18 protein-coding genes and 1 pseudogene are annotated in these 16,742 nt (G+C 64.4%); 7 read left to right on the forward strand and 12 right to left on the reverse strand.

The features are described from left to right. The 6 genes from ACFP9U_RS16380 to ACFP9U_RS16405 form a co-directional block, all read right to left on the reverse strand. The gene (locus tag ACFP9U_RS16380; protein WP_378623049.1) at positions 1 to 2,133 is read right to left on the reverse strand and encodes a TRAP transporter permease; all 2,133 of its coding nucleotides are present in this window, start codon (positions 2,131 to 2,133) and stop codon (positions 1 to 3) included. 141 nt (positions 2,134 to 2,274) lie between these two features. Continuing rightward, positions 2,275 to 3,231, reverse strand: coding sequence for a TAXI family TRAP transporter solute-binding subunit (locus ACFP9U_RS16385; protein ID WP_378623052.1), 957 nt, complete (start codon positions 3,229 to 3,231; stop codon positions 2,275 to 2,277). Between the two features lie 140 nt (positions 3,232 to 3,371). After that, positions 3,372 to 4,181: an isocitrate lyase/PEP mutase family protein gene (locus ACFP9U_RS16390; protein WP_378623053.1), complete on the reverse strand. Its 810-nt coding sequence runs from the start codon at positions 4,179 to 4,181 to the stop codon at positions 3,372 to 3,374. A 102-nt stretch (positions 4,182 to 4,283) separates the two neighbouring features. After that, positions 4,284 to 4,769, reverse strand: a complete 486-nt coding sequence (dut, locus tag ACFP9U_RS16395; RefSeq protein ID WP_378623083.1) for a dUTP diphosphatase — start codon at positions 4,767 to 4,769, stop codon at positions 4,284 to 4,286. A gap of 289 nt (positions 4,770 to 5,058) precedes the next feature. Beyond that, positions 5,059 to 5,544 carry an SRPBCC family protein gene (locus ACFP9U_RS16400; RefSeq protein WP_378623055.1) on the reverse strand — a complete coding sequence of 162 codons (486 nt, stop codon included), beginning with the start codon at positions 5,542 to 5,544 and terminating at the stop codon, positions 5,059 to 5,061. Beyond that, positions 5,541 to 5,858, reverse strand: coding sequence for an ArsR/SmtB family transcription factor (locus ACFP9U_RS16405; RefSeq protein WP_378623057.1), 318 nt, complete (start codon positions 5,856 to 5,858; stop codon positions 5,541 to 5,543). Before ACFP9U_RS16405 ends, ACFP9U_RS16400 begins: the two co-directional genes overlap by 4 nt. Before the next feature lie 140 nt (positions 5,859 to 5,998). Here ACFP9U_RS16405 and ACFP9U_RS16410 point away from each other — a divergent pair, with 140 nt between their 5' ends. The 7 genes from ACFP9U_RS16410 (at position 5,999) to coaBC (ending at position 14,188) form a co-directional block, all read left to right on the forward strand. Continuing rightward, positions 5,999 to 7,588 carry a peptide chain release factor 3 gene (locus tag ACFP9U_RS16410; protein ID WP_378623059.1) on the forward strand — a complete coding sequence of 530 codons (1,590 nt, stop codon included), beginning with the start codon at positions 5,999 to 6,001 and terminating at the stop codon, positions 7,586 to 7,588. Positions 7,589 to 7,862: 274 nt separating this feature from the next. Further along, complete coding sequence (locus ACFP9U_RS16415; RefSeq protein ID WP_378623061.1) at positions 7,863 to 9,098, forward strand: cytochrome P450; 1,236 nt, start codon at positions 7,863 to 7,865, stop codon at positions 9,096 to 9,098. A 198-nt stretch (positions 9,099 to 9,296) separates the two neighbouring features. Then, the gene (locus ACFP9U_RS16420) at positions 9,297 to 9,956 is read left to right on the forward strand and encodes a peroxiredoxin (RefSeq protein ID WP_378623064.1); all 660 of its coding nucleotides are present in this window, start codon (positions 9,297 to 9,299) and stop codon (positions 9,954 to 9,956) included. A 74-nt stretch (positions 9,957 to 10,030) separates the two neighbouring features. Continuing rightward, positions 10,031 to 10,342: a hypothetical protein gene (locus ACFP9U_RS16425; RefSeq protein WP_378623066.1), complete on the forward strand. Its 312-nt coding sequence runs from the start codon at positions 10,031 to 10,033 to the stop codon at positions 10,340 to 10,342. A 150-nt stretch (positions 10,343 to 10,492) separates the two neighbouring features. Further along, on the forward strand, positions 10,493 to 11,269 hold the full coding sequence (ubiE, locus tag ACFP9U_RS16430; RefSeq protein ID WP_378623068.1) for a bifunctional demethylmenaquinone methyltransferase/2-methoxy-6-polyprenyl-1,4-benzoquinol methylase UbiE: 777 nt from the start codon (positions 10,493 to 10,495) through the stop codon (positions 11,267 to 11,269). Positions 11,270 to 11,276: 7 nt separating this feature from the next. Beyond that, positions 11,277 to 12,851 (forward strand): 2-polyprenylphenol 6-hydroxylase, encoded by a 1,575-nt coding sequence (ubiB, locus tag ACFP9U_RS16435; protein WP_378623069.1) that lies wholly within the window; start codon positions 11,277 to 11,279, stop codon positions 12,849 to 12,851. A 104-nt stretch (positions 12,852 to 12,955) separates the two neighbouring features. After that, positions 12,956 to 14,188, forward strand: a complete 1,233-nt coding sequence (gene coaBC, locus ACFP9U_RS16440) for a bifunctional phosphopantothenoylcysteine decarboxylase/phosphopantothenate--cysteine ligase CoaBC (RefSeq protein ID WP_378623071.1) — start codon at positions 12,956 to 12,958, stop codon at positions 14,186 to 14,188. Between the two features lie 12 nt (positions 14,189 to 14,200). On the opposite strand, the gene ACFP9U_RS16445 is transcribed toward coaBC, so the two are convergent. The 6 genes and pseudogenes from ACFP9U_RS16445 to ACFP9U_RS16470 form a co-directional block, all read right to left on the reverse strand. Then, complete coding sequence (locus tag ACFP9U_RS16445) at positions 14,201 to 14,587, reverse strand: VOC family protein (RefSeq protein ID WP_378623073.1); 387 nt, start codon at positions 14,585 to 14,587, stop codon at positions 14,201 to 14,203. Positions 14,588 to 14,628: 41 nt separating this feature from the next. Then, positions 14,629 to 14,994 (reverse strand): VOC family protein, encoded by a 366-nt coding sequence (locus ACFP9U_RS16450; RefSeq protein WP_378623075.1) that lies wholly within the window; start codon positions 14,992 to 14,994, stop codon positions 14,629 to 14,631. A gap of 30 nt (positions 14,995 to 15,024) precedes the next feature. Continuing rightward, entirely contained in the window at positions 15,025 to 15,528 is a 504-nt protein-coding gene (locus ACFP9U_RS16455; protein ID WP_378623077.1) for an SRPBCC domain-containing protein, read from the reverse strand. Positions 15,529 to 15,564: 36 nt separating this feature from the next. Then, positions 15,565 to 16,116 (reverse strand): SRPBCC family protein, encoded by a 552-nt coding sequence (locus ACFP9U_RS16460; RefSeq protein WP_378623080.1) that lies wholly within the window; start codon positions 16,114 to 16,116, stop codon positions 15,565 to 15,567. Positions 16,117 to 16,137: 21 nt separating this feature from the next. Then, positions 16,138 to 16,494: an ArsR/SmtB family transcription factor gene (locus tag ACFP9U_RS16465; RefSeq protein ID WP_378623082.1), complete on the reverse strand. Its 357-nt coding sequence runs from the start codon at positions 16,492 to 16,494 to the stop codon at positions 16,138 to 16,140. Between the two features lie 64 nt (positions 16,495 to 16,558). Beyond that, positions 16,559 to 16,742, reverse strand: a pseudogene (locus ACFP9U_RS16470) (phosphonate metabolism protein/1,5-bisphosphokinase (PRPP-forming) PhnN); the annotation flags it as partial.

The raw sequence follows: 16,742 nt of genomic DNA on the forward strand, positions 1-16,742 counted from the left end.
TCATTCGGCCGCGTCGCCCGTGCTCCGCCCGGGCGGCCCTGCCGCGACCGCGCGCTTGAAGAAGAAATTCGCCGCAAAGAAGAGCGCGGCGAGGCCGAAGCCGATCTCGTCGGTGATCGGCAGCGCGACGATCAGCGTGAAGGCGGCCGCCGTACCCAGGCACCGCTCCCACACGGCGAGCGGCCGGCGCAGATAGCCGATGACCGCCGCACCCCACAGCGCGATCGCCAGGGACGTCTTGAAGACGATATAGGCGACCGCCGGCACATAGCCGATCGTCTCCGCCAGCGGTCCGCCGTCCTGGAGCATGAGGGCGGGGGTGTAAACGGCCATGAACGGGATGATGAAGCCGGCGGCGGCGATCTTGATCGCCTCCATGGAGATCTTCAGCCCGCTTTCCCGCGCGATCGGCCCGGCCGCGAAACAGGCGAGCGCCACCGGCGGTGTCAGGTCGGCGAGGATGCCGAAATAGAAGACGAACATGTGGCTGATTAGGAGCGGCACGCCGAGCGCGAGCAGCGCCGGCCCGGCGATCGAGGAGGTGATGATGTAGTTGGGAATGGTGGGAATGCCCATCCCCAAGATGATGCAGGTGATCATGGTGAGCACCAGCGACAGGAACAGGCTCGTCTCACCCACCGAGACGATGAACTGGCCGAAGGTGTTGGCCGCGCCCGTCAGCGTCATGGTGCCGATGATGATCCCGACGATCGCGCAGGCCACGCCGACGGGAAGTGCGGTCTTGGCGCCTTCGGCCAGCGAGGCGCGGCAGACGTCGAGCGTCTTGCGCCCACCGTCGACGAAGATATTGGCAATTATCAGCACCAGAGCGGCGATGACGATGGCATTGATACCGTAGCGGAAGAAACTGGCGGCGACCAGCCCGAGCCCCACCCAGAAGATGATGCGCAGCACCTGGTTCGGCAGGCCGAGCGCCACGGAGCCGCCGAGGATCAACAGAACCGTGAGGGACAGGCCGATCGTCCCGGCGAAAAGCGGCGTGTAGCCGGTAAAGAGGAGGTAGACCAGCACGGCGAGCGGCAGCAGGAGATACCAGCGCTCGCGCAGCGCCCGCACGGGGGACGGCAACTCGTCGTTCGGGAGGCCGTGCAGGCCGTATTTGCCGGCCTCCAGATGCACCATCCAGAAGGCGGAGCCGAAGTAAAGCAGCGCCGGGATGATCGCCGCCTGGACAACCTCGTAGTATTCGATGCCCAGGGTCTCGGCCATGATGAAGGCCACCGCGCCCATGACCGGCGGCATGAGCTGCCCTCCCATGGAGGAGGTGGATTCCACCCCGCCGGCGAAGGCGGCCCGGTAGCCGAAGCGCTTCATCAGGGGGATCGTGAACTGACCCGTGGTCACGACATTGGCGACACCGGAGCCGGATATCGTCCCCATCAGGCCCGAGGAAATGACCGACACCTTGGCCGCGCCGCCGCGCGCATGGCCGACCATGCCCAGCGAGACGTCGGTGAAGAGCTTGATCATGCCGGCCCGCTCGAGGAACGAGCCGAACAGGATGAAGAGGAAGATGTAGGTGGCCGACACATAGGTCGGAATGCCGTAGATGCCTTCCGTTCCGTAGGCCATGTGGTCGATGACTTGCGAGACGTCGTAGCCGCGATGGTTGAGCGGCGCCGGCAGGTACTGGCCCAGGAAGCAGTAGGCGAGAAAGATGCCGGAGATAATGGGCAGGGCGGGGCCCATCAGCACGTAGGCCGCCGCGAAGACGGTGAAGAGCGCAATGACGCCGAAGACCAGATCGCGCGTCAGCGGCATGCCGGCGCGCAGGATGAGCGGTTCGTATTCGACATACTGATAGACCGCGACCGACAACCCCGCCAGCGCAAGCCCCCAGGCCAGCACCTTCACGGCGCGCCCGGCGCCTTGCGAGGAGGCGACGAGTGGGAAGACGAGCAGCATGAGGAAGCCGACGTGGAAGGCGCGCACCACCTGGCTCGGCAAGGTCACCAGATGGGCGGCGGTGACGATCTGGTAAAGCGAGAACACCACCGCGATCCACATGAGCAGCCGGCCCTCGAACGTGGGCTGGAAGTCGCGGTGCGTGGGATCCTGGAGATCAGCCGCCGTCTTTCCGGCGGGCTCTGCGCTGGCGGCGCGGCTCGTCATTCACGCGTTCCCCGGATTTGTGGTTTTCATTCGGTGGACAGTTCGCGCGCTGCCCTTGATTCCGTGCATCCCGTTGCCGCTTTCGCGGGCCTTGGACCGCACCCCGTCCGGCGGGGTGCGGCACCGTTTCGGGCGGAATGTCTAGAGCAGGCCCTGCTCCTTGTAGTAGCGCTCCGCACCCGGATGGAGCGGCACGGGAACCCCTTGCGGTCCGTTCTCCAGCGAGATCGCCCTGGCGGCGGAATGAGCGGCGGTCAGCTCGTCGAGATTCTCGAAGAGCTGCTTCGTCATCTCGTAAGCAACTTCCTCGGAGACGTCGGAATGCGTGACGAGGATATTGGTGATGGCCAATGTCGGCACATCTTGTTCCTGGCCCTCATAGGTGCCGGCGGGAATCGTCGCCGAGATGAAGGGCGCGCCGAGGGTCTCGGCCACCTCCTCCGGCACGGCGACCATGGTCACCGGGACAGACAGCGCCAGATCCTTGATCGAGGCGACGCCGAGCCCGGCCGACTGCAAGGTGGCGTCGAGCTGCCGGTTCTTGATCAGTTCGACCGATTCGCCGAAGGGCAGGTACTCGGTCTGGGCGAGGTCGTCATAGCTCATGCCCATGGCATCGAAGATGCGCCGTGCGTTGAGCTCCGTGCCGGAGGCTGGCGCGCCCACGGACAGGCGCTTGCCCTTCAGGTCCTCGAAGGTCTCGATGCCCGATTCCTCGGAAGCGACGATCTGGATGTAGTTGGGATAGATGGCGGCGATGCCGCGCAGCTTGTCGAGCTGCTGCGGGAAGCCGGCTTCCTCGTCCGCCTCCCAGGCGGACTTGACGGAGTCGCCCAGCGCGAAGGCAATCTCGCCCCGGCCCTGCTGGAGCAGGTTCAGGTTCTCCACGGACGCCTTGGTGGACTGCACCTGCGTGCGCACGCCCTCGATGTTGTCGCCATAGACCTTCGACAGCGCCACGCCGAGCGGATAGTAGACCCCCGAGGTGCCGCCGGTCAGCACGTTGATGAATTCCTGCGCGTTCGCCGCGGCGGCGTTGAGGCCGAGGCCGAACGCCACCGCGCCGGCGACCAGGATGTTCCGTTTCATGTGCAACATTGCTCCTCCGCTTGCTTTTTTCAGCGCCCTGGAAAGGACTGATATCGGCTCCCGCGACGCGGAACAAAGGCCCGGCCGCGCGGCTCAGCCGGCACAATAGCTGCAAGTGTCGCCGGGCGAAACAGGATTCGAGACGGCCGCTACCCCCTCTCGGAGAACATCGCCTGCAGCCGCGCAAACGGCATCACTTCCTGGGCGAAGGTGAACGTACCCTCTTCCAGCATCTCCCGGGCGGCGCGCTCGACCGCGCCGAAGGCAAGATTGGTGAGCTTGGAGCCGAGCGAGATGCGCTTGGCACCGGCTTCGGCCAGTGCGGAGACGGAGAAATCGGCCGTCGCCAGTACGTTCACCGGCTTGCCGACGGCGGTACAGACGGCGCGCACCTGGTCGAGCTCGCTCAGCCCCGGTGCATAAAGCACGTCGGCGCCCGCCTCCTCGAAGGCCTGCAGCCGGGCAATCGTGTCGTCGAGATCCGCGCGGCCCCACAGGAAGTTTTCCGCCCGCGCGGTGAAGACGAAGTCGCGTTTCAGCGAGCGCGCCGCTTCTGCCGCCGCGGCGACGCGCTCCACCGCCAGCGAGAAATCATAGATGGGCCGGGCCGGATCGCCGGTCGCGTCCTCGATCGAACAGCCGGCAAGCCCCGCCGCCTCCGCGGCGAAGACCGTCTCGGCAGCACTGTCCGGGCTCTCGCCTTTCCCGTGCTCCAGATCGGCCGAGACAGGAAGCGGCGTCGCGGCGACGATCTCCCGGCAATGGTCCATGCGTTCCTCGAAATGCACGCCGCCGTCGGGCAGGCCGCGCGAGAACGCATAACCCGCGCTGGTGGTCGCCAGGGCCTTGAACCCGGCCGCTGCAAGCAGTCTGGCCGTGCCGACGTCCCAGGGATTGGGGAGGACGAAGGCACCTTCGTCCTCATGAAGTGCACGGAAAATCGAGCCGATGTCGCGCATGGTTCCGTTCCATCGAAATCTTCAGACGAGCCGATGAGGCGCGCGGGCGGCGGCGATGTCAAGGGCGCATCGCGCGCATGCTGTCACCCGCGCGAAGCCGCCTCAGACGCTGCCGGTCGATCCGAAGCCGCCGTTGCCGCGCGCCGTCTCGCCGGGATGCCGCCGCTCCTCCAGTACCGCGCGAACGACCGGCGCAATGATGAGCTGAGCTATTCGCATGCCGCGTGTCACCGCGAAGTCCTCCTCGCCCAGATTGATCAGCAGGACCTGCAGCTCCCCGCGATAATCGGCATCGATGGTGCCGGGGGTGTTGAGACAGGTGATCCCGTGGCGCAGCGCCAGGCCCGAGCGCGGCCGCACCTGCCCCTCAAAACCTTCCGGGATCTCCATCACGAAGCCGGTGGGAACAAGCGCGCGCCTGCCGGGAAGCAGGATCACCTGCCGGTCCTCGGGAAGGGCCGCGCGCAGATCCATGCCCGCCGCGGCGGCGGATTCATAGGCCGGCAGCGGCAGCCCCTCGGCATGCGGCAGGCGCACGATGCCGAGCGTGGGGCCGATGACCGGCATGGAGGCGGAGGGGTTCACCATGCCTCCTATCTGGCGCCGGCGGACAAAGGCGTCAATTCCGTCGCCTTCCGCCATGGCGCTTTTCAACGCCTTTCATCAGAACTTGATGAATTGAAGTCAGATTGGCGGACGGCACCCGCCCTCGTGGTTCGACAAGCTCACCATGAGGGCTTGGCGGCTGCGCTTCCACTCCGGCGTCCCGTGCCAGCACCGGCGTTGCCTCGCCTTCACCCTCATCCTGAGCCTGTCGAAGGACGAGGGTGGAGGCACACACCACCCCGCCTGATTCCCAGCCGCCAACATCCGGCCTTCAGCCATGGCGGGCCAAAAGGTCGGCGAAGCGCTGCAGGTACAGCGGCCATCCTTGATCGTCGGCAACACCGTCGCGCACGCCTTCCCAGCCCTCGCCATGGCGTTCCAGGTTTCGATGCTCGATCTCGACGCGGGTGCGATGTGCCGCCTCTGCGGTAAACCGCACCTCCCACTCACTGGTCCTGTCCGGGTCGGTCTCGAACTGCCATTGCGGACTGATGTCCCAGCTGAGCAGCACCCGATTGGGCGGTTCGTAGGCCAGAACGCGCGCCCAGCGGCATTCGCTGCCGTCGACGCCGCGATCATAGAGATAGCCACCGACCCGAGGCTCGAACACCGTCTCGGCGATCGGAACGGCGAGCAGATTGTGCTCGGCGGGTTTGAAACGGCCGAATTCCTCGGTGAATACCTTGAACGCGCGCTCGATCGGCGCCTCGACCACGATGGACTGTCTCACGGACGTCTCTGCTGCACGCGTGTTCATTGTGCCTCCTCCGGGGGTTCCTCGACGGCCGTCCTGTAGGCCGCCAGCGTCTTGCTCCAAAACCGATCGAGCTCCGCGCGAAGGCGCGCCAGCCCATCGGGATCGATGTGATAGATGTTGCTGGCGCCCTTGGGCTCGGCGCGGACGAGCTGCGCTTCCCTCAACACCCTGAGATGCTGCGAGACCGCCGACTGGGTTACCGGCAGGGCCCGTTTGATCTCCGCCACCGAGCGCGGCCGCTCTGCTACCAATTCGAAGACAGCCCGGCGGGTGGGGTCGGCCAGCGCGGCCAGCTGCGCAATATCATTAGTCATAACTAATCATTAGTACAAACTAATCTAACAGTCAAGCCGGGCTGAAATGCGCCCTCAAGCTTCCTACATACAGGCCGATTTACATTCGACAGCGGCGGCCATGGCTGCTAAGAGCCCGGCCGTCAAAAGGACTTCAGGACATGGCCGATAAAATCGCCGACGCGGTGGCGCGCCGCCGCACCTTCGCGATCATTTCGCACCCGGACGCGGGCAAGACGACGCTGACGGAAAAGCTGCTTCTGTTCGGCGGCGCCATCCAGCTCGCCGGCGAGGTCAAGGCGAAGAAGAACCGCGTGCATTCGCGCTCCGACTGGATGAAGATCGAGCGCGAACGCGGCATCTCGGTCGTCACCTCGGTGATGACCTTCGAATATGGCGACCATGTCTTCAACCTGCTCGACACACCCGGCCACGAGGACTTCGCCGACGACACCTACCGCACGCTGACGGCGGTGGATTCGGCCGTCATGGTGATCGATGCGGCCAAGGGCATCGAGCCGCGCACGCTGAAGCTCTTCGAGGTGTGCCGCCTGCGCGACATTCCTATCATCACCTTCGTCAACAAGCTCGACCGGGAAAGCCGCGACCCCTTCGAAATCCTCGACGAGATCGAGGAGAAGCTGGCGCTTGACACCGCGCCTGTCACCTGGCCGATCGGCCGCGGCAGGAGCTTTTCGGGAACCTACCACCTGGCCGACAACACCATTCGCCATTCCGACGCGGACGTGCGGCCCACGCCCGTCAACGGGCCGGAAGCCGATGCCGTTTCCGGGCTCTTGCCGGAGCACGAGCGCGAGGCCTTCGTCGAGGAGATGCTCCTGGCGCGGGAAGCCTGCAGACCTTTCGACCTCGCCGCCTTCCGCGAGGGGCATCTCACGCCGGTCTATTTCGGCTCGGCACTCAGGAACTTCGGCGTGCGCGACCTGATCGAGGCGCTGGGGGCCATCGGGCCGGCGCCGCGCGCCCAGGACGCTGATGCGCGCAAGGTTGAGGCGACGGAGGAGAAGATGACCTCGTTCGTCTTCAAGATCCAGGCCAACATGGACCCCAATCACCGCGACCGCATCGCCTTCGTGCGCGTATGCTCGGGCAAGCTCGAGCGGGGCATGAAGGCGAAGCTGGTGCGCACCGGCAAGCCCATCAGCCTTTCCGCCCCGCAGTTCTTCTTCGCCAAGAGCCGAATCACCGCCGACGAGGCCTTCGCCGGCGACGTGGTGGGCATTCCCAACCACGGAACGCTGAGGATCGGCGATACGCTGACCGAGGGCGAGGAGCTTCTCTTCCGGGGCGTGCCGAACTTCGCTCCGGAGATCCTGCGTCGCGTGCGGCTTTCCGACGCGATGAAGGCGAAGAAGCTGAAGGAAGCCCTGCAGCAGATGGCGGAGGAAGGCGTGGTGCAGCTCTTCACGCCGGAGGACGGCTCGCCGGCCATCGTCGGCGTCGTCGGCGCCCTGCAGATCGATGTGTTGAAGGAGCGGCTGAAGAACGAATACACCCTGCCGGTCGATTTCGAGGCGGCGCGCTTTTCCGTCTGCCGCTGGATCGCGGCCGACGACCGCGGCGAGCTGGAACGCTTCATCGCCGCCCATCGCGGCGACATCGCCCGCGACCTGGACGAAGATCCGGTCTTTCTCGCGCCGCACCAGTTCGGCCTCAATTACGAAGCCGAGCGCTGGCCGGCCATCCGTTTCACCGCCGTCAAGGACTACCAGGTGCGCGAGGCGGCCTAGATAACAATCAAAGGTTGTGGAAAATCCGCCTTTGCAATTGAAAATGTCCAGCCTGGCCTCTAGCCTGACAATGCTTGTTCCTGCGTAGAGCGCGTGTGTTTGGCGTAGGCTTCATGACCATGTGGGCGCATTGCGCGGTGTGGCTGCGCGCGCCACGAGGCGAGATCGCCGCGTGCGCCCCATGGTCGGATTTTTGGGTCGGCGCCGTCGCCCGGTCCGCACAGCGACCTAGGTTCCGTATTTTTCATTGTGTAGCTTAACATCTCAATAGATCATGAGTTCGGATTACCTCGTCATGCCTCGACCTGTGGAAACTCGTTCCTCACTTCCAATTTTGAGTGTGCAGGAAGGGGACGCAGATCCCCACGGCGCTTTCCGCCGGTATCGCGCCCTTTCTCCTGTAATTGCCCATGAAACCGGCGGCTATTTGGTCTTGCGCTACGCAGATGTCGAGCGCCTGAACAAGGATCCTCGCCTTCGTTTCACGGAAACAGCTTGGCCCGAGATGCACGGTGTGACCGAGGGCGCACTGTTCAACCTCTTTCAGTATGGCATGTTCCAATCTAACGGAGATGTCCATCGTCGCCGGCGCTCACCATTTAACCGGGTCCTTGCAGCCCGTCTGATCATTGAAACGCGACCCGCGATTCGCCGTCTGGCCGAAGAGCTGGTCGATAGCTGGTATGGGGACGGTCGGGTCGAGTTCATCGAACAGTTTTCCTCACCGCTCTCTGCGATTGTAGTCAGCGATCTTCTCGGATTGCCCAGAGCTGATAGCGCTCGATTCGCTCAGCTCGTCTATCAGGTGTCCCGGTTCTTTACTTTCAGCGTCAGGCCAGAGGAGATTCCGGAGATCGAAGCGGGCGCTCAAGAGTTGGCGGACTATCTGGGGGGAGTACTAGAAGACCGGCGGAAGAATCCACGCGACGATTTCCTTTCGAGATTCCTGGTTGTAGTGGATGAGGCAGGAGAGTTGTCCCCGGAGGAAGCCGTATATGGTGTCCTGCTGGTGGTCTTTGCCGGAGTCGATACCAGCCGCGTCTCGTCAGCCATGCAGGTGACACTGTTGCTCCAGCATCATGATCAATGGGTCGCGGTGTGCCGCAATCCCGAGTTGATCCCGAGCGCAGTGGCTGAGGCTTTGCGATACGAGCCCTCGGTGTCCAACACATGGCGCTTCGCACCTGAGGACATTGACGTGGACGGTGTTATCATTCCTGCCGGTAGCTTCATTTCGCTGGTGCACATGTCGGCTATGCGCGATGAGCACGCCTATGTGCGTCCTGACGTATTCGATATCTATCAACCACGGGAACAACGCCTGCATCCGATATTTGGCGGCGGTGCTCATCGCTGCATTGGCGAAGCGCTTGCGCGAGCGGAGCTTGAAGAATCGCTGGTCGTGCTGACCAAAAGGATTCCGCAATTACGATTGGATGTGCCGGCGATCATTACCGGTCACGTCGGTATGAGACGCGTCCAGGAGATGTGGCTTTCCTGGTCCGTGTGACGCCACTGTCCACCGGCAATAACAGAGCAAAGCTGTCGACTTTGCCGCCCGAGCCTATAGCAAAAACCCGTCTCATTCTCCCCCTTTGCTGTGGTATAGTTTTCCCTTGCCGGTCCCATCACGCCCATTTCAGTGCTCAATAAAAAAGTGGACCGCACCTATCTTAGTGGAAAGCCGCTTCAAGCAGGGAGAGAAGCCATGGGCCTTCGCATCAACGATACCGCACCGGATTTCACGGCCGAGACCACACACGGCACGATCAACTTCCATGAGTGGATCGGCGACGGCTGGGCCGTGCTCTTCAGCCATCCGAAGAACTTCACCCCGGTCTGCACCACCGAACTGGGTGCGATGGCGGGTCTCGAAGACGAGTTCAAAAAACGCAACGCCAAGATCATCGGGATCTCGGTCGACCCGGTCCAGGATCACGAACGCTGGAAGGAAGATATCCAGAAGGCGACCGGATTCGCGGTCGAGTATCCTCTGATCGGCGACAGGGAGCTGAAGATCGCCAAGCTCTACGACATGCTGCCGGCGGATGCCGGCGAGACGTCCGAGGGGCGCACGCCGGCCGACAACGCGACCGTGCGCACGGTCTACGTGATCGGCCCGGACAAGAAGATCAAGCTGGTCCTGACCTACCCGATGACGACCGGGCGCAATTTCGACGAAATCCTGCGCGCCATCGATTCGATCCAGCTCACCGCAAAGCACCAGGTGGCCACGCCGGCCAACTGGAAGCTGGGCGAGGACGTGATCATCACGCCGGCCGTCTCCAACGAGGACGCGACCCAGCGTTTCGGCTCGTTCGAGACGATCCTACCCTATCTCAGGAAGACGAAGCAGCCTTCGGCCTGAGCGGCCGGGCCGGCGCCACAGATCGGCCATCGTGATGGAAAAGGCTCCGTTCGTTTCGGGATGGAGCCTTTTTCATGGCGTTGCGTATTTCTGCCACTTCCTTGTTTCTTCTCGCCGCTTCCGCCGTATCTGCCGCCTCCCCCGAGGCGTGGGAGGCGTTCAGGGCCGATATCGAAGGCAAATGCCTTGCCGCAACCACCACGCTTGAGGACAAGACCGCCTGGGTCGACCCTTTCGGAACGGAGAGTTACGGCATTGCGGTTGTAACCGGCCGCTCCCGATACGCCGACGGGCGCCAGTTCGCCGTCTGCGTCTACGACAAGGCAACCAAAACGGTGGAGACCCTGTCCGAGACCGACCTACAGGTCCTCATGCCGGATCGCTGACTGCGGCGAAACGTCCGAAAGCACTCCTCCACTTCCCAGGCGATGCCTTTTTTGCATCCGGCTTTCGGAAGCAGCCCTACATCGCTGCTATTGGCAATGGCGCCTATACGAGTGATCGGCTATGGTCGCGCCGTTTTTCGAGGGAGAGCAATGTCGGACGAGCGCACCACGGTTTCGGGCGGAATGGAGACGGCCTTCGGTTTTCGCCGCGTCGGCGAGGGCGAGAAACAGGGACTCGTCAATGACGTGTTCCACCGTGTCGCCGAGCGCTACGACCTGATGAACGACCTCATGTCGGGCGGGCTCCACCGCGTCTGGAAAGACGCGATGGTGACCTGGCTCGCGCCGCCGCGGCGGCCGGGCTTCAAGGTGCTGGACGTCGCCGGCGGCACGGGCGACATCGCCTTCCGCATCGTCGAGGCGTCAAATTACCAGGCCGACGCCACGGTGCTCGACATCAACGGCTCGATGCTGGCGGTCGGCCGGGACCGCGCCGAAAAGCGCGGCGTCGGCGCAAACCTGACCTTCATCGAGGCGAATGCCGAAGACCTGCCCTTTCCCGACGCCACCTTCGATGCCTATACGATCGCCTTCGGCATCCGCAACGTGCCGCAGATCGCGAAGGCGCTTTCCGAGGCCTTCCGCGTGCTGCGGCCCGGCGGGCGCTTTCTGTGCCTGGAGTTCTCCGACGTGCGCATGCCCTTCCTCGACAAGGCCTATGACGCGTGGTCCTTCAACGCCATTCCGCGCATCGGCAGAATGGTCGCCGGCGACGACGAGCCCTACCGCTATCTCGTCGAATCGATCCGCAAGTTCCCCAATCAGGAAAACTTCGCCGAGATGATGCGGACGGCCGGCTTCTCGCGCGTCACCTGGCGCGATTATTCGGGCGGGATCGCCGCGCTCCATTCCGGCTGGAAGATCTGACGCGCGGATGAGCACGATCGGCGCATATCTCCGCCTCGTCCGCGCGGGCTGGATCCTGTTGCGTGAAGGCGTCATTGCCGCCCTGCCGGTGGACCAGCTCGAGGGCATGCCGCGGTTCGGCTGGCGCCTTGCCAAGCTCATCTCTCGCAGGCGGGCGGGCGCGCGCGATCGCCCGGAGCGGCTGGCGATCGCCGTCGACCGGCTCGGCCCCTCCTATGTGAAGCTCGGCCAGTTCCTGGCCACCCGCCCGGATGTGGTGGGCCACGAGATGGCGCTCGATCTGGCGAGCCTGCAGGACCGGATGGAGACCTTCCCCGAATGGCAGGCGCGCGCGGCCGTCGAAGCATCGCTCGGCGCGCCGGCGGAAAAGCTCTATACCGGGTTCGGTGCGCCCGTGGCCGCCGCCTCCATCGCCCAGGTGCACGAGGCCAAGATCCTGCGCGAGGGCGAGATGCAGCGCGTGGCGGTGAAGATCATCCGCCCCGGCGTGCGCCGCCGTTTCTACAACGACCTGGAAAGCTATTTCCTGGCCGCCCGGCTGCAGGAGCGCTTCATCCCCGCCGCACGGCGCCTGAGGCCGGTGCAGGTGACGGAAACGCTCGCCCAGACGACGAAGATCGAGATGGACCTGCGGCTGGAGGCCGCCGCCATCTCCGAGCTCCACGAAAATACCAAGGACGACCCGGGTTTTCGCGTGCCGTGGGTCGACTGGCGCCGGACGGGCCGCGATGTCCTGACGCTCGAATGGATCGACGGCACCAAGATGTCGAACATCGAGGCGCTGCGGATTGCCGGCCACGATCTGGAGGGGCTTGCGGTCACGCTGATCCAGACCTTCCTGCGGCACACGCTGCGCGACGGCTTCTTCCATGCCGACATGCACCCGGGCAATCTCTTCGTCGAGCGCGACGGCACCATCGTCGCCGTCGATTTCGGCATCATGGGCCGCGTCGGCAAGAAGGAGCGGCGCTTCCTCGCCGAGATCCTCTACGGCTTCATCACGCGTGACTTTCGCCGGGTGGCCGAGGTGCATTTCGAGGCCGGTTACGTGCCGGCGCATCACGACGTCGCCGCCTTTGCCCAGGCCCTGCGGGCGATCGGCGAGCCGATCCATGGCCAGCCCGCCGAGACGATCTCCATGGCCCGGCTTCTGACACTTTTGTTCGAGGTGACAGAGCTCTTCGACATGCAGACCCGGCCCGAGCTCCTGCTCTTGCAGAAGACCATGGTGGTGGTGGAGGGCGTGTCGCGCACGCTCGATCCGCATTTCAACATGTGGAAGGCGTCGGAGCCCGTGGTCTCCGAGTACATCAAGGCCAATCTCGGCCCGCGCGGCATGGTGACGGACGCGCGTGACGGGCTCAATGCACTGGTGGCGCTCGTGCGCCAGGTGCCGGAACTGGCCGCCCGCACGGAGCGCCTGTCACGCGAAATCGAGTCGATGGCGGCGCACGGCCTGCGCCTTGATACGGAAACGGCGGAAGCCATCGGCCGCGCCGGAGCGCGGCACACGCGCTTCGGGCGCGTCGCGCTGTGGGTCATCGCTGCCGCGGTTTTCGTTATCATGTGGCAGTTGTTTTGATCGTGCGGTGGCAGCGGGGCGTAGGTCGCCATTGCTTTTCAAGGGCGACGATTTCGTCCATACGGATGAGGAGTTCGTCGTGAAACCGGCCTGAGGAGGCCTCCGTGAGCCTTTCGGGAAAACGCATCCTTCTCATCATCGGCGGCGGCATCGCGGCCTACAAGTGCCTTGACCTGATCCGCCGCCTGCGCGAGCGTGGCGCCACCGTCCGCTGCGTGATGACCGGGGCTGCGCAGGCCTTCATCACGCCGCTTTCGGTCGGCGCGCTTTCGGCCGATCACGTCTTCACGGACCTCTTCGACCGACAGGATGAGCACGACGTCGGCCATATCCGGCTTTCGCGCGAGGCGGATCTGGTTGTGGTCGCGCCGGCGACGGCGGATCTGATGGCGAAGCTCGCCACGGGTCTCGCCAACGATCTTGCTTCCACGGTGCTGCTTGCGACGGACAAGCCGGTTCTGATGGCGCCGGCCATGAACCCGAGAATGTGGGTGCACCCGGCCACGCGGCGCAACCGCGACACGCTTTCCCGCGACGGTGTCCGCCTGATCGGACCGAACAGTGGCGAAATGGCCGAGGGCGGCGAGGCGGGCGAGGGGCGCATGGCCGAGCCGCTGGAGATCGTCGCGGCGATCGAGGATCATTTCGCCGGCCCCTCCGGGCCGCTCACCGGCCGCCGGATCATCGTCACCTCCGGGCCGACGCACGAGGCGGTCGATCCCGTGCGCTACATCGCCAATCGCTCGTCGGGCAGGCAAGGGCATGCCATCGCCGCGGCCCTGGCGCGGCTCGGCGCCGATGTGCACCTCGTGTCGGGACCGGTGTCGATCTCCGACCCGGCGGGCGTGACGACCACCCATGTCGAGAGCGCGCGGCAGATGCGCGCCGCCGTCGAAGCGCTCCTGCCGGCGGACGCGGGCATCTTCGTGGCGGCTGTCGCCGACTGGCGGCCGGCCAATGAGAAGGGCGACAAGATCAAGAAGCGCAAGGGGGAGAATGCACCCGCGCTGGAGCTTGTCGAAAACCCGGACATCCTGGCCGGCATCGGCCATCACAAGCAGCGCCCGGCGCTGGTCGTCGGCTTTGCAGCCGAAACGGACGATCTCGAGCAGAACGCCCGCGTCAAGCTCGAGAAGAAGGGTGCCGACATCATCGTCGCAAACGACGTTTCGCACGACAGCGGTATCGGCGCACGCGGCGTCATGGGCGGCGAGCGCAACCACGTGAAAATCGTCTCCAAAACCGGTGTCGAGGAATGGCCGGAGACGAGCAAGGAGAAAGTCGCCGAAAGACTGGCGACTTTGGTCGCGGAGCGGCTCGGGGCGACTGCACCCTGAAAGCGCGATAGCCTATGCCTCGTGCAGCATGATGAGGTTGCCGCAGGTGTCCTCGAAAATGGCCGTTGTCGGAAAATCGGCATGTTTCTGCGGCCCACCGCGGAACTTGACGCCCTTTGCCGTCAGGCGCTCGTATTCCGCCTCCACGTCGTCGCAGCCGAGGGAGGTGAAGGGGATTCCATGGTCGTAGAGCGCCTTCTGGTAGGCCTTGGCGAAATCGTAGCCGGCCGGCTCCAGCGCCAGTTCGGCGCCTGAGCCGTCAGCCGCAACAACGGTCAGCCAGCGCGCGCCGCCGGCGGGGAAGTCATGCTTCTTCTTGAAGCCGAGAACGCCGACATAGAAATCCTCGGCCTTCTGCTGGTCGAGAACCACCACGGAGGAGAGGTTGCATCGGATCATCGTCTCTTCCTTTCGCTTGTCGTGTTCCGCTGTCGCACCACTCACCAGGCACCGGACTTCAGATCGATGAGGTGGATGATCGAGGCCGGGCTGGAGATCCAGAAGCCGGCAAAGCCTTCGCCAAGGTCTTCGATCTCGTCACAGCGCGCTATACCCGCCTGACGCAGATGCTCCTCGGCGGCACCGATATCGTCCGTCACGACCTCGAGCCAAAGCTCCGCCTGGCTCATTCCAGGGGCGCGGTCGATCCAGAGCTGGTTCATACCGAACTTGAAGCCGATCGCCGGCTGGTGGTGTTCGATCGGTTCGAGGCCCAGAATGTCGCGGTAAAAGGCAACGGTTGCCTCATACTGGTGCGGCGGCACTTTCATGGCGATGTTGCGGCCGCCGTTGAATGTGGGCTTCATGAGTTCCTCCTTGCAAGCGTTCTTACGTTCTCATTCCGAGGGCAGTTCCACGTCATAGAGGCCGGCGTTCCGCCGCATCGCAGTCTCGCGTTTCTCCACCGCCCTGCCGGCGAGCATTTGGGACAGGAGGTCGAGAAACATGTGCCAGCCCATCAGTGTCCGCCCTTCGAAGGCGGGCAGGATCGGGCGGTGGGTGAGGATGAGCAGGACCTCGTCGCCCTTCTCCTCCAAGGCAAACGTCAGATGGGACTCGGGGTAGGCGGATTCGGTTTCGTCGCCGTCGAAGACGTTCCACGTGTAGGCGAGCAGGTATGGCGGCTTCCACCGCGTGACGACGCCGCGAATGTGGCCGTCGGCAAGCCGCACCGCGCCGCCCTCGCGCGGCGCGATCCGATAGGCCATTCCCTCGCCGCCGAACCAGACCGGCAACAGATCGGATTCGGTGAGATGCGCCCAGACGCGCTCCACGGGGCCGGGCAGCATGCGTTCGAACCGCACGGCCCGCTCATCGAGGCAGTATCCCCTTTCATCCATGGACGCTCTCTCCCGCCGGCCTGTGGGTGGAAACCTTCAATCCTGGGCAAAACGCTTCTGATAATCCGCTTCCAGTTCCGGAATACGCGACCAGAAGCGCTTGACCCCGCCACCCTCGAGTACGGTGGCGAGGACGCCCAGATGCGCATGCCAGCCACTGGCGACGTTGGCCATCTCGCCGCGGTCGGCGAGCCTTTTGTGGGTAATCACCAGAAGCACCATCCCGCCTTCCGGAAAGAGCTCGAAGACGACCTCGCTTTCATGCGCGTCCTCTCCCGGCCATGTCATGGCGAGCATCCGCGGTGGGTCGATGTCGAGAATGCGATGCTGCGAGGGAAAGCCCTTCGTGTTCATCTCGGCATATTGTTCAGGTGCCGGCTCGTCCGTGAATTCGGAATGCTTGAAGAGAAGATTCGCCTCACCTCCGGCCTTCAGCTCCATCTCGCCGCCGGCAAGCCACTGTTTGCGCTTTTCGGGCTCTGTGAGGTAGGCCCAGACGCGTTCGATCGGCCCCGGAAGCAGCCGCTCGAAGCGGACGGTATCGGTAGCCGTTGTGACGCCATAGGCATCCGGATCAGGCAGGTTCATTGGATCTCTCCCGTAACAGGCTCAGTCTGTGTGGTTCTTCCGCTGCTGCCGCTCGTCCTCGATGAGCAATGCTTCCAGCGTGTCGAGCCGGCGCGTCCAGAAACGCTCGTAGTAGCGCAGCCAGGCTTCCGCCTCGGCAAGCCGCGCGGCCTCCAGCCGGCAGTAGTGGGTGCGCCCCTCCACGCGGCGGCGCACCAGACCCGCACCCTCCAGCACCTTCACATGCTTCGACGCGCCGGCGAGCGACATGGAAAAGGGAGCGGCGAGCGCGCTGACGGTGCGTTCTCCCTGCGAAAGCTCGCGCAGCATGGCGCGCCGCGTGGAGTCGGACAGCGCATGAAAAACGGCATCGAGTGTGGCGGGACGTTTCTCAACCATGTGGTTGAGAATAACCGATCCGCGAAGATAGTCAACCGAACGGTTTAATTATTGGAAAATCAGTTCAATCCATGCCGCCGATGTCGCTCCAGGCGGCCGCCCGGCGCAGCACGCCCAGGAAACGTTCGCCGGCGACCTCCAGGGGACCGGAATTGTCGATCGTTATCGCGTCGTCGATCAGAAGGGCGCCGTCGGTACCGCGCGCCAGCCGCGCCAGCACCTCTTCGCGCGTCTCGCGCCCGCGCCGG

This window comes from Nitratireductor sp. GCM10026969, assembly GCF_042660605.1.
GTDB lineage: Bacteria > Pseudomonadota > Alphaproteobacteria > Rhizobiales > Rhizobiaceae > Chelativorans.

Coding starts and splice junctions, on each gene's coding strand:
- ACFP9U_RS16380 (WP_378623049.1), bottom strand. CDS start 2,133: ATGACGAGCCGCGCCGCCAGCGCAGAGCCCGCCGGAAAGACGGCGGCT.
- ACFP9U_RS16385 (WP_378623052.1), bottom strand. CDS start 3,231: ATGTTGCACATGAAACGGAACATCCTGGTCGCCGGCGCGGTGGCGTTC.
- ACFP9U_RS16390 (WP_378623053.1), bottom strand. CDS start 4,181: ATGCGCGACATCGGCTCGATTTTCCGTGCACTTCATGAGGACGAAGGT.
- dut (WP_378623083.1), bottom strand. CDS start 4,769: ATGGTGAACCCCTCCGCCTCCATGCCGGTCATCGGCCCCACGCTCGGC.
- ACFP9U_RS16400 (WP_378623055.1), bottom strand. CDS start 5,544: ATGAACACGCGTGCAGCAGAGACGTCCGTGAGACAGTCCATCGTGGTC.
- ACFP9U_RS16405 (WP_378623057.1), bottom strand. CDS start 5,858: ATGACTAATGATATTGCGCAGCTGGCCGCGCTGGCCGACCCCACCCGC.
- ACFP9U_RS16410 (WP_378623059.1), top strand. CDS start 5,999: ATGGCCGATAAAATCGCCGACGCGGTGGCGCGCCGCCGCACCTTCGCG.
- ACFP9U_RS16415 (WP_378623061.1), top strand. CDS start 7,863: ATGAGTTCGGATTACCTCGTCATGCCTCGACCTGTGGAAACTCGTTCC.
- ACFP9U_RS16420 (WP_378623064.1), top strand. CDS start 9,297: ATGGGCCTTCGCATCAACGATACCGCACCGGATTTCACGGCCGAGACC.
- ACFP9U_RS16425 (WP_378623066.1), top strand. CDS start 10,031: ATGGCGTTGCGTATTTCTGCCACTTCCTTGTTTCTTCTCGCCGCTTCC.
- ubiE (WP_378623068.1), top strand. CDS start 10,493: ATGTCGGACGAGCGCACCACGGTTTCGGGCGGAATGGAGACGGCCTTC.
- ubiB (WP_378623069.1), top strand. CDS start 11,277: ATGAGCACGATCGGCGCATATCTCCGCCTCGTCCGCGCGGGCTGGATC.
- ACFP9U_RS16445 (WP_378623073.1), bottom strand. CDS start 14,587: ATGATCCGATGCAACCTCTCCTCCGTGGTGGTTCTCGACCAGCAGAAG.
- ACFP9U_RS16450 (WP_378623075.1), bottom strand. CDS start 14,994: ATGAAGCCCACATTCAACGGCGGCCGCAACATCGCCATGAAAGTGCCG.
- ACFP9U_RS16455 (WP_378623077.1), bottom strand. CDS start 15,528: ATGGATGAAAGGGGATACTGCCTCGATGAGCGGGCCGTGCGGTTCGAA.
- ACFP9U_RS16460 (WP_378623080.1), bottom strand. CDS start 16,116: ATGAACCTGCCTGATCCGGATGCCTATGGCGTCACAACGGCTACCGAT.
- ACFP9U_RS16465 (WP_378623082.1), bottom strand. CDS start 16,494: ATGGTTGAGAAACGTCCCGCCACACTCGATGCCGTTTTTCATGCGCTG.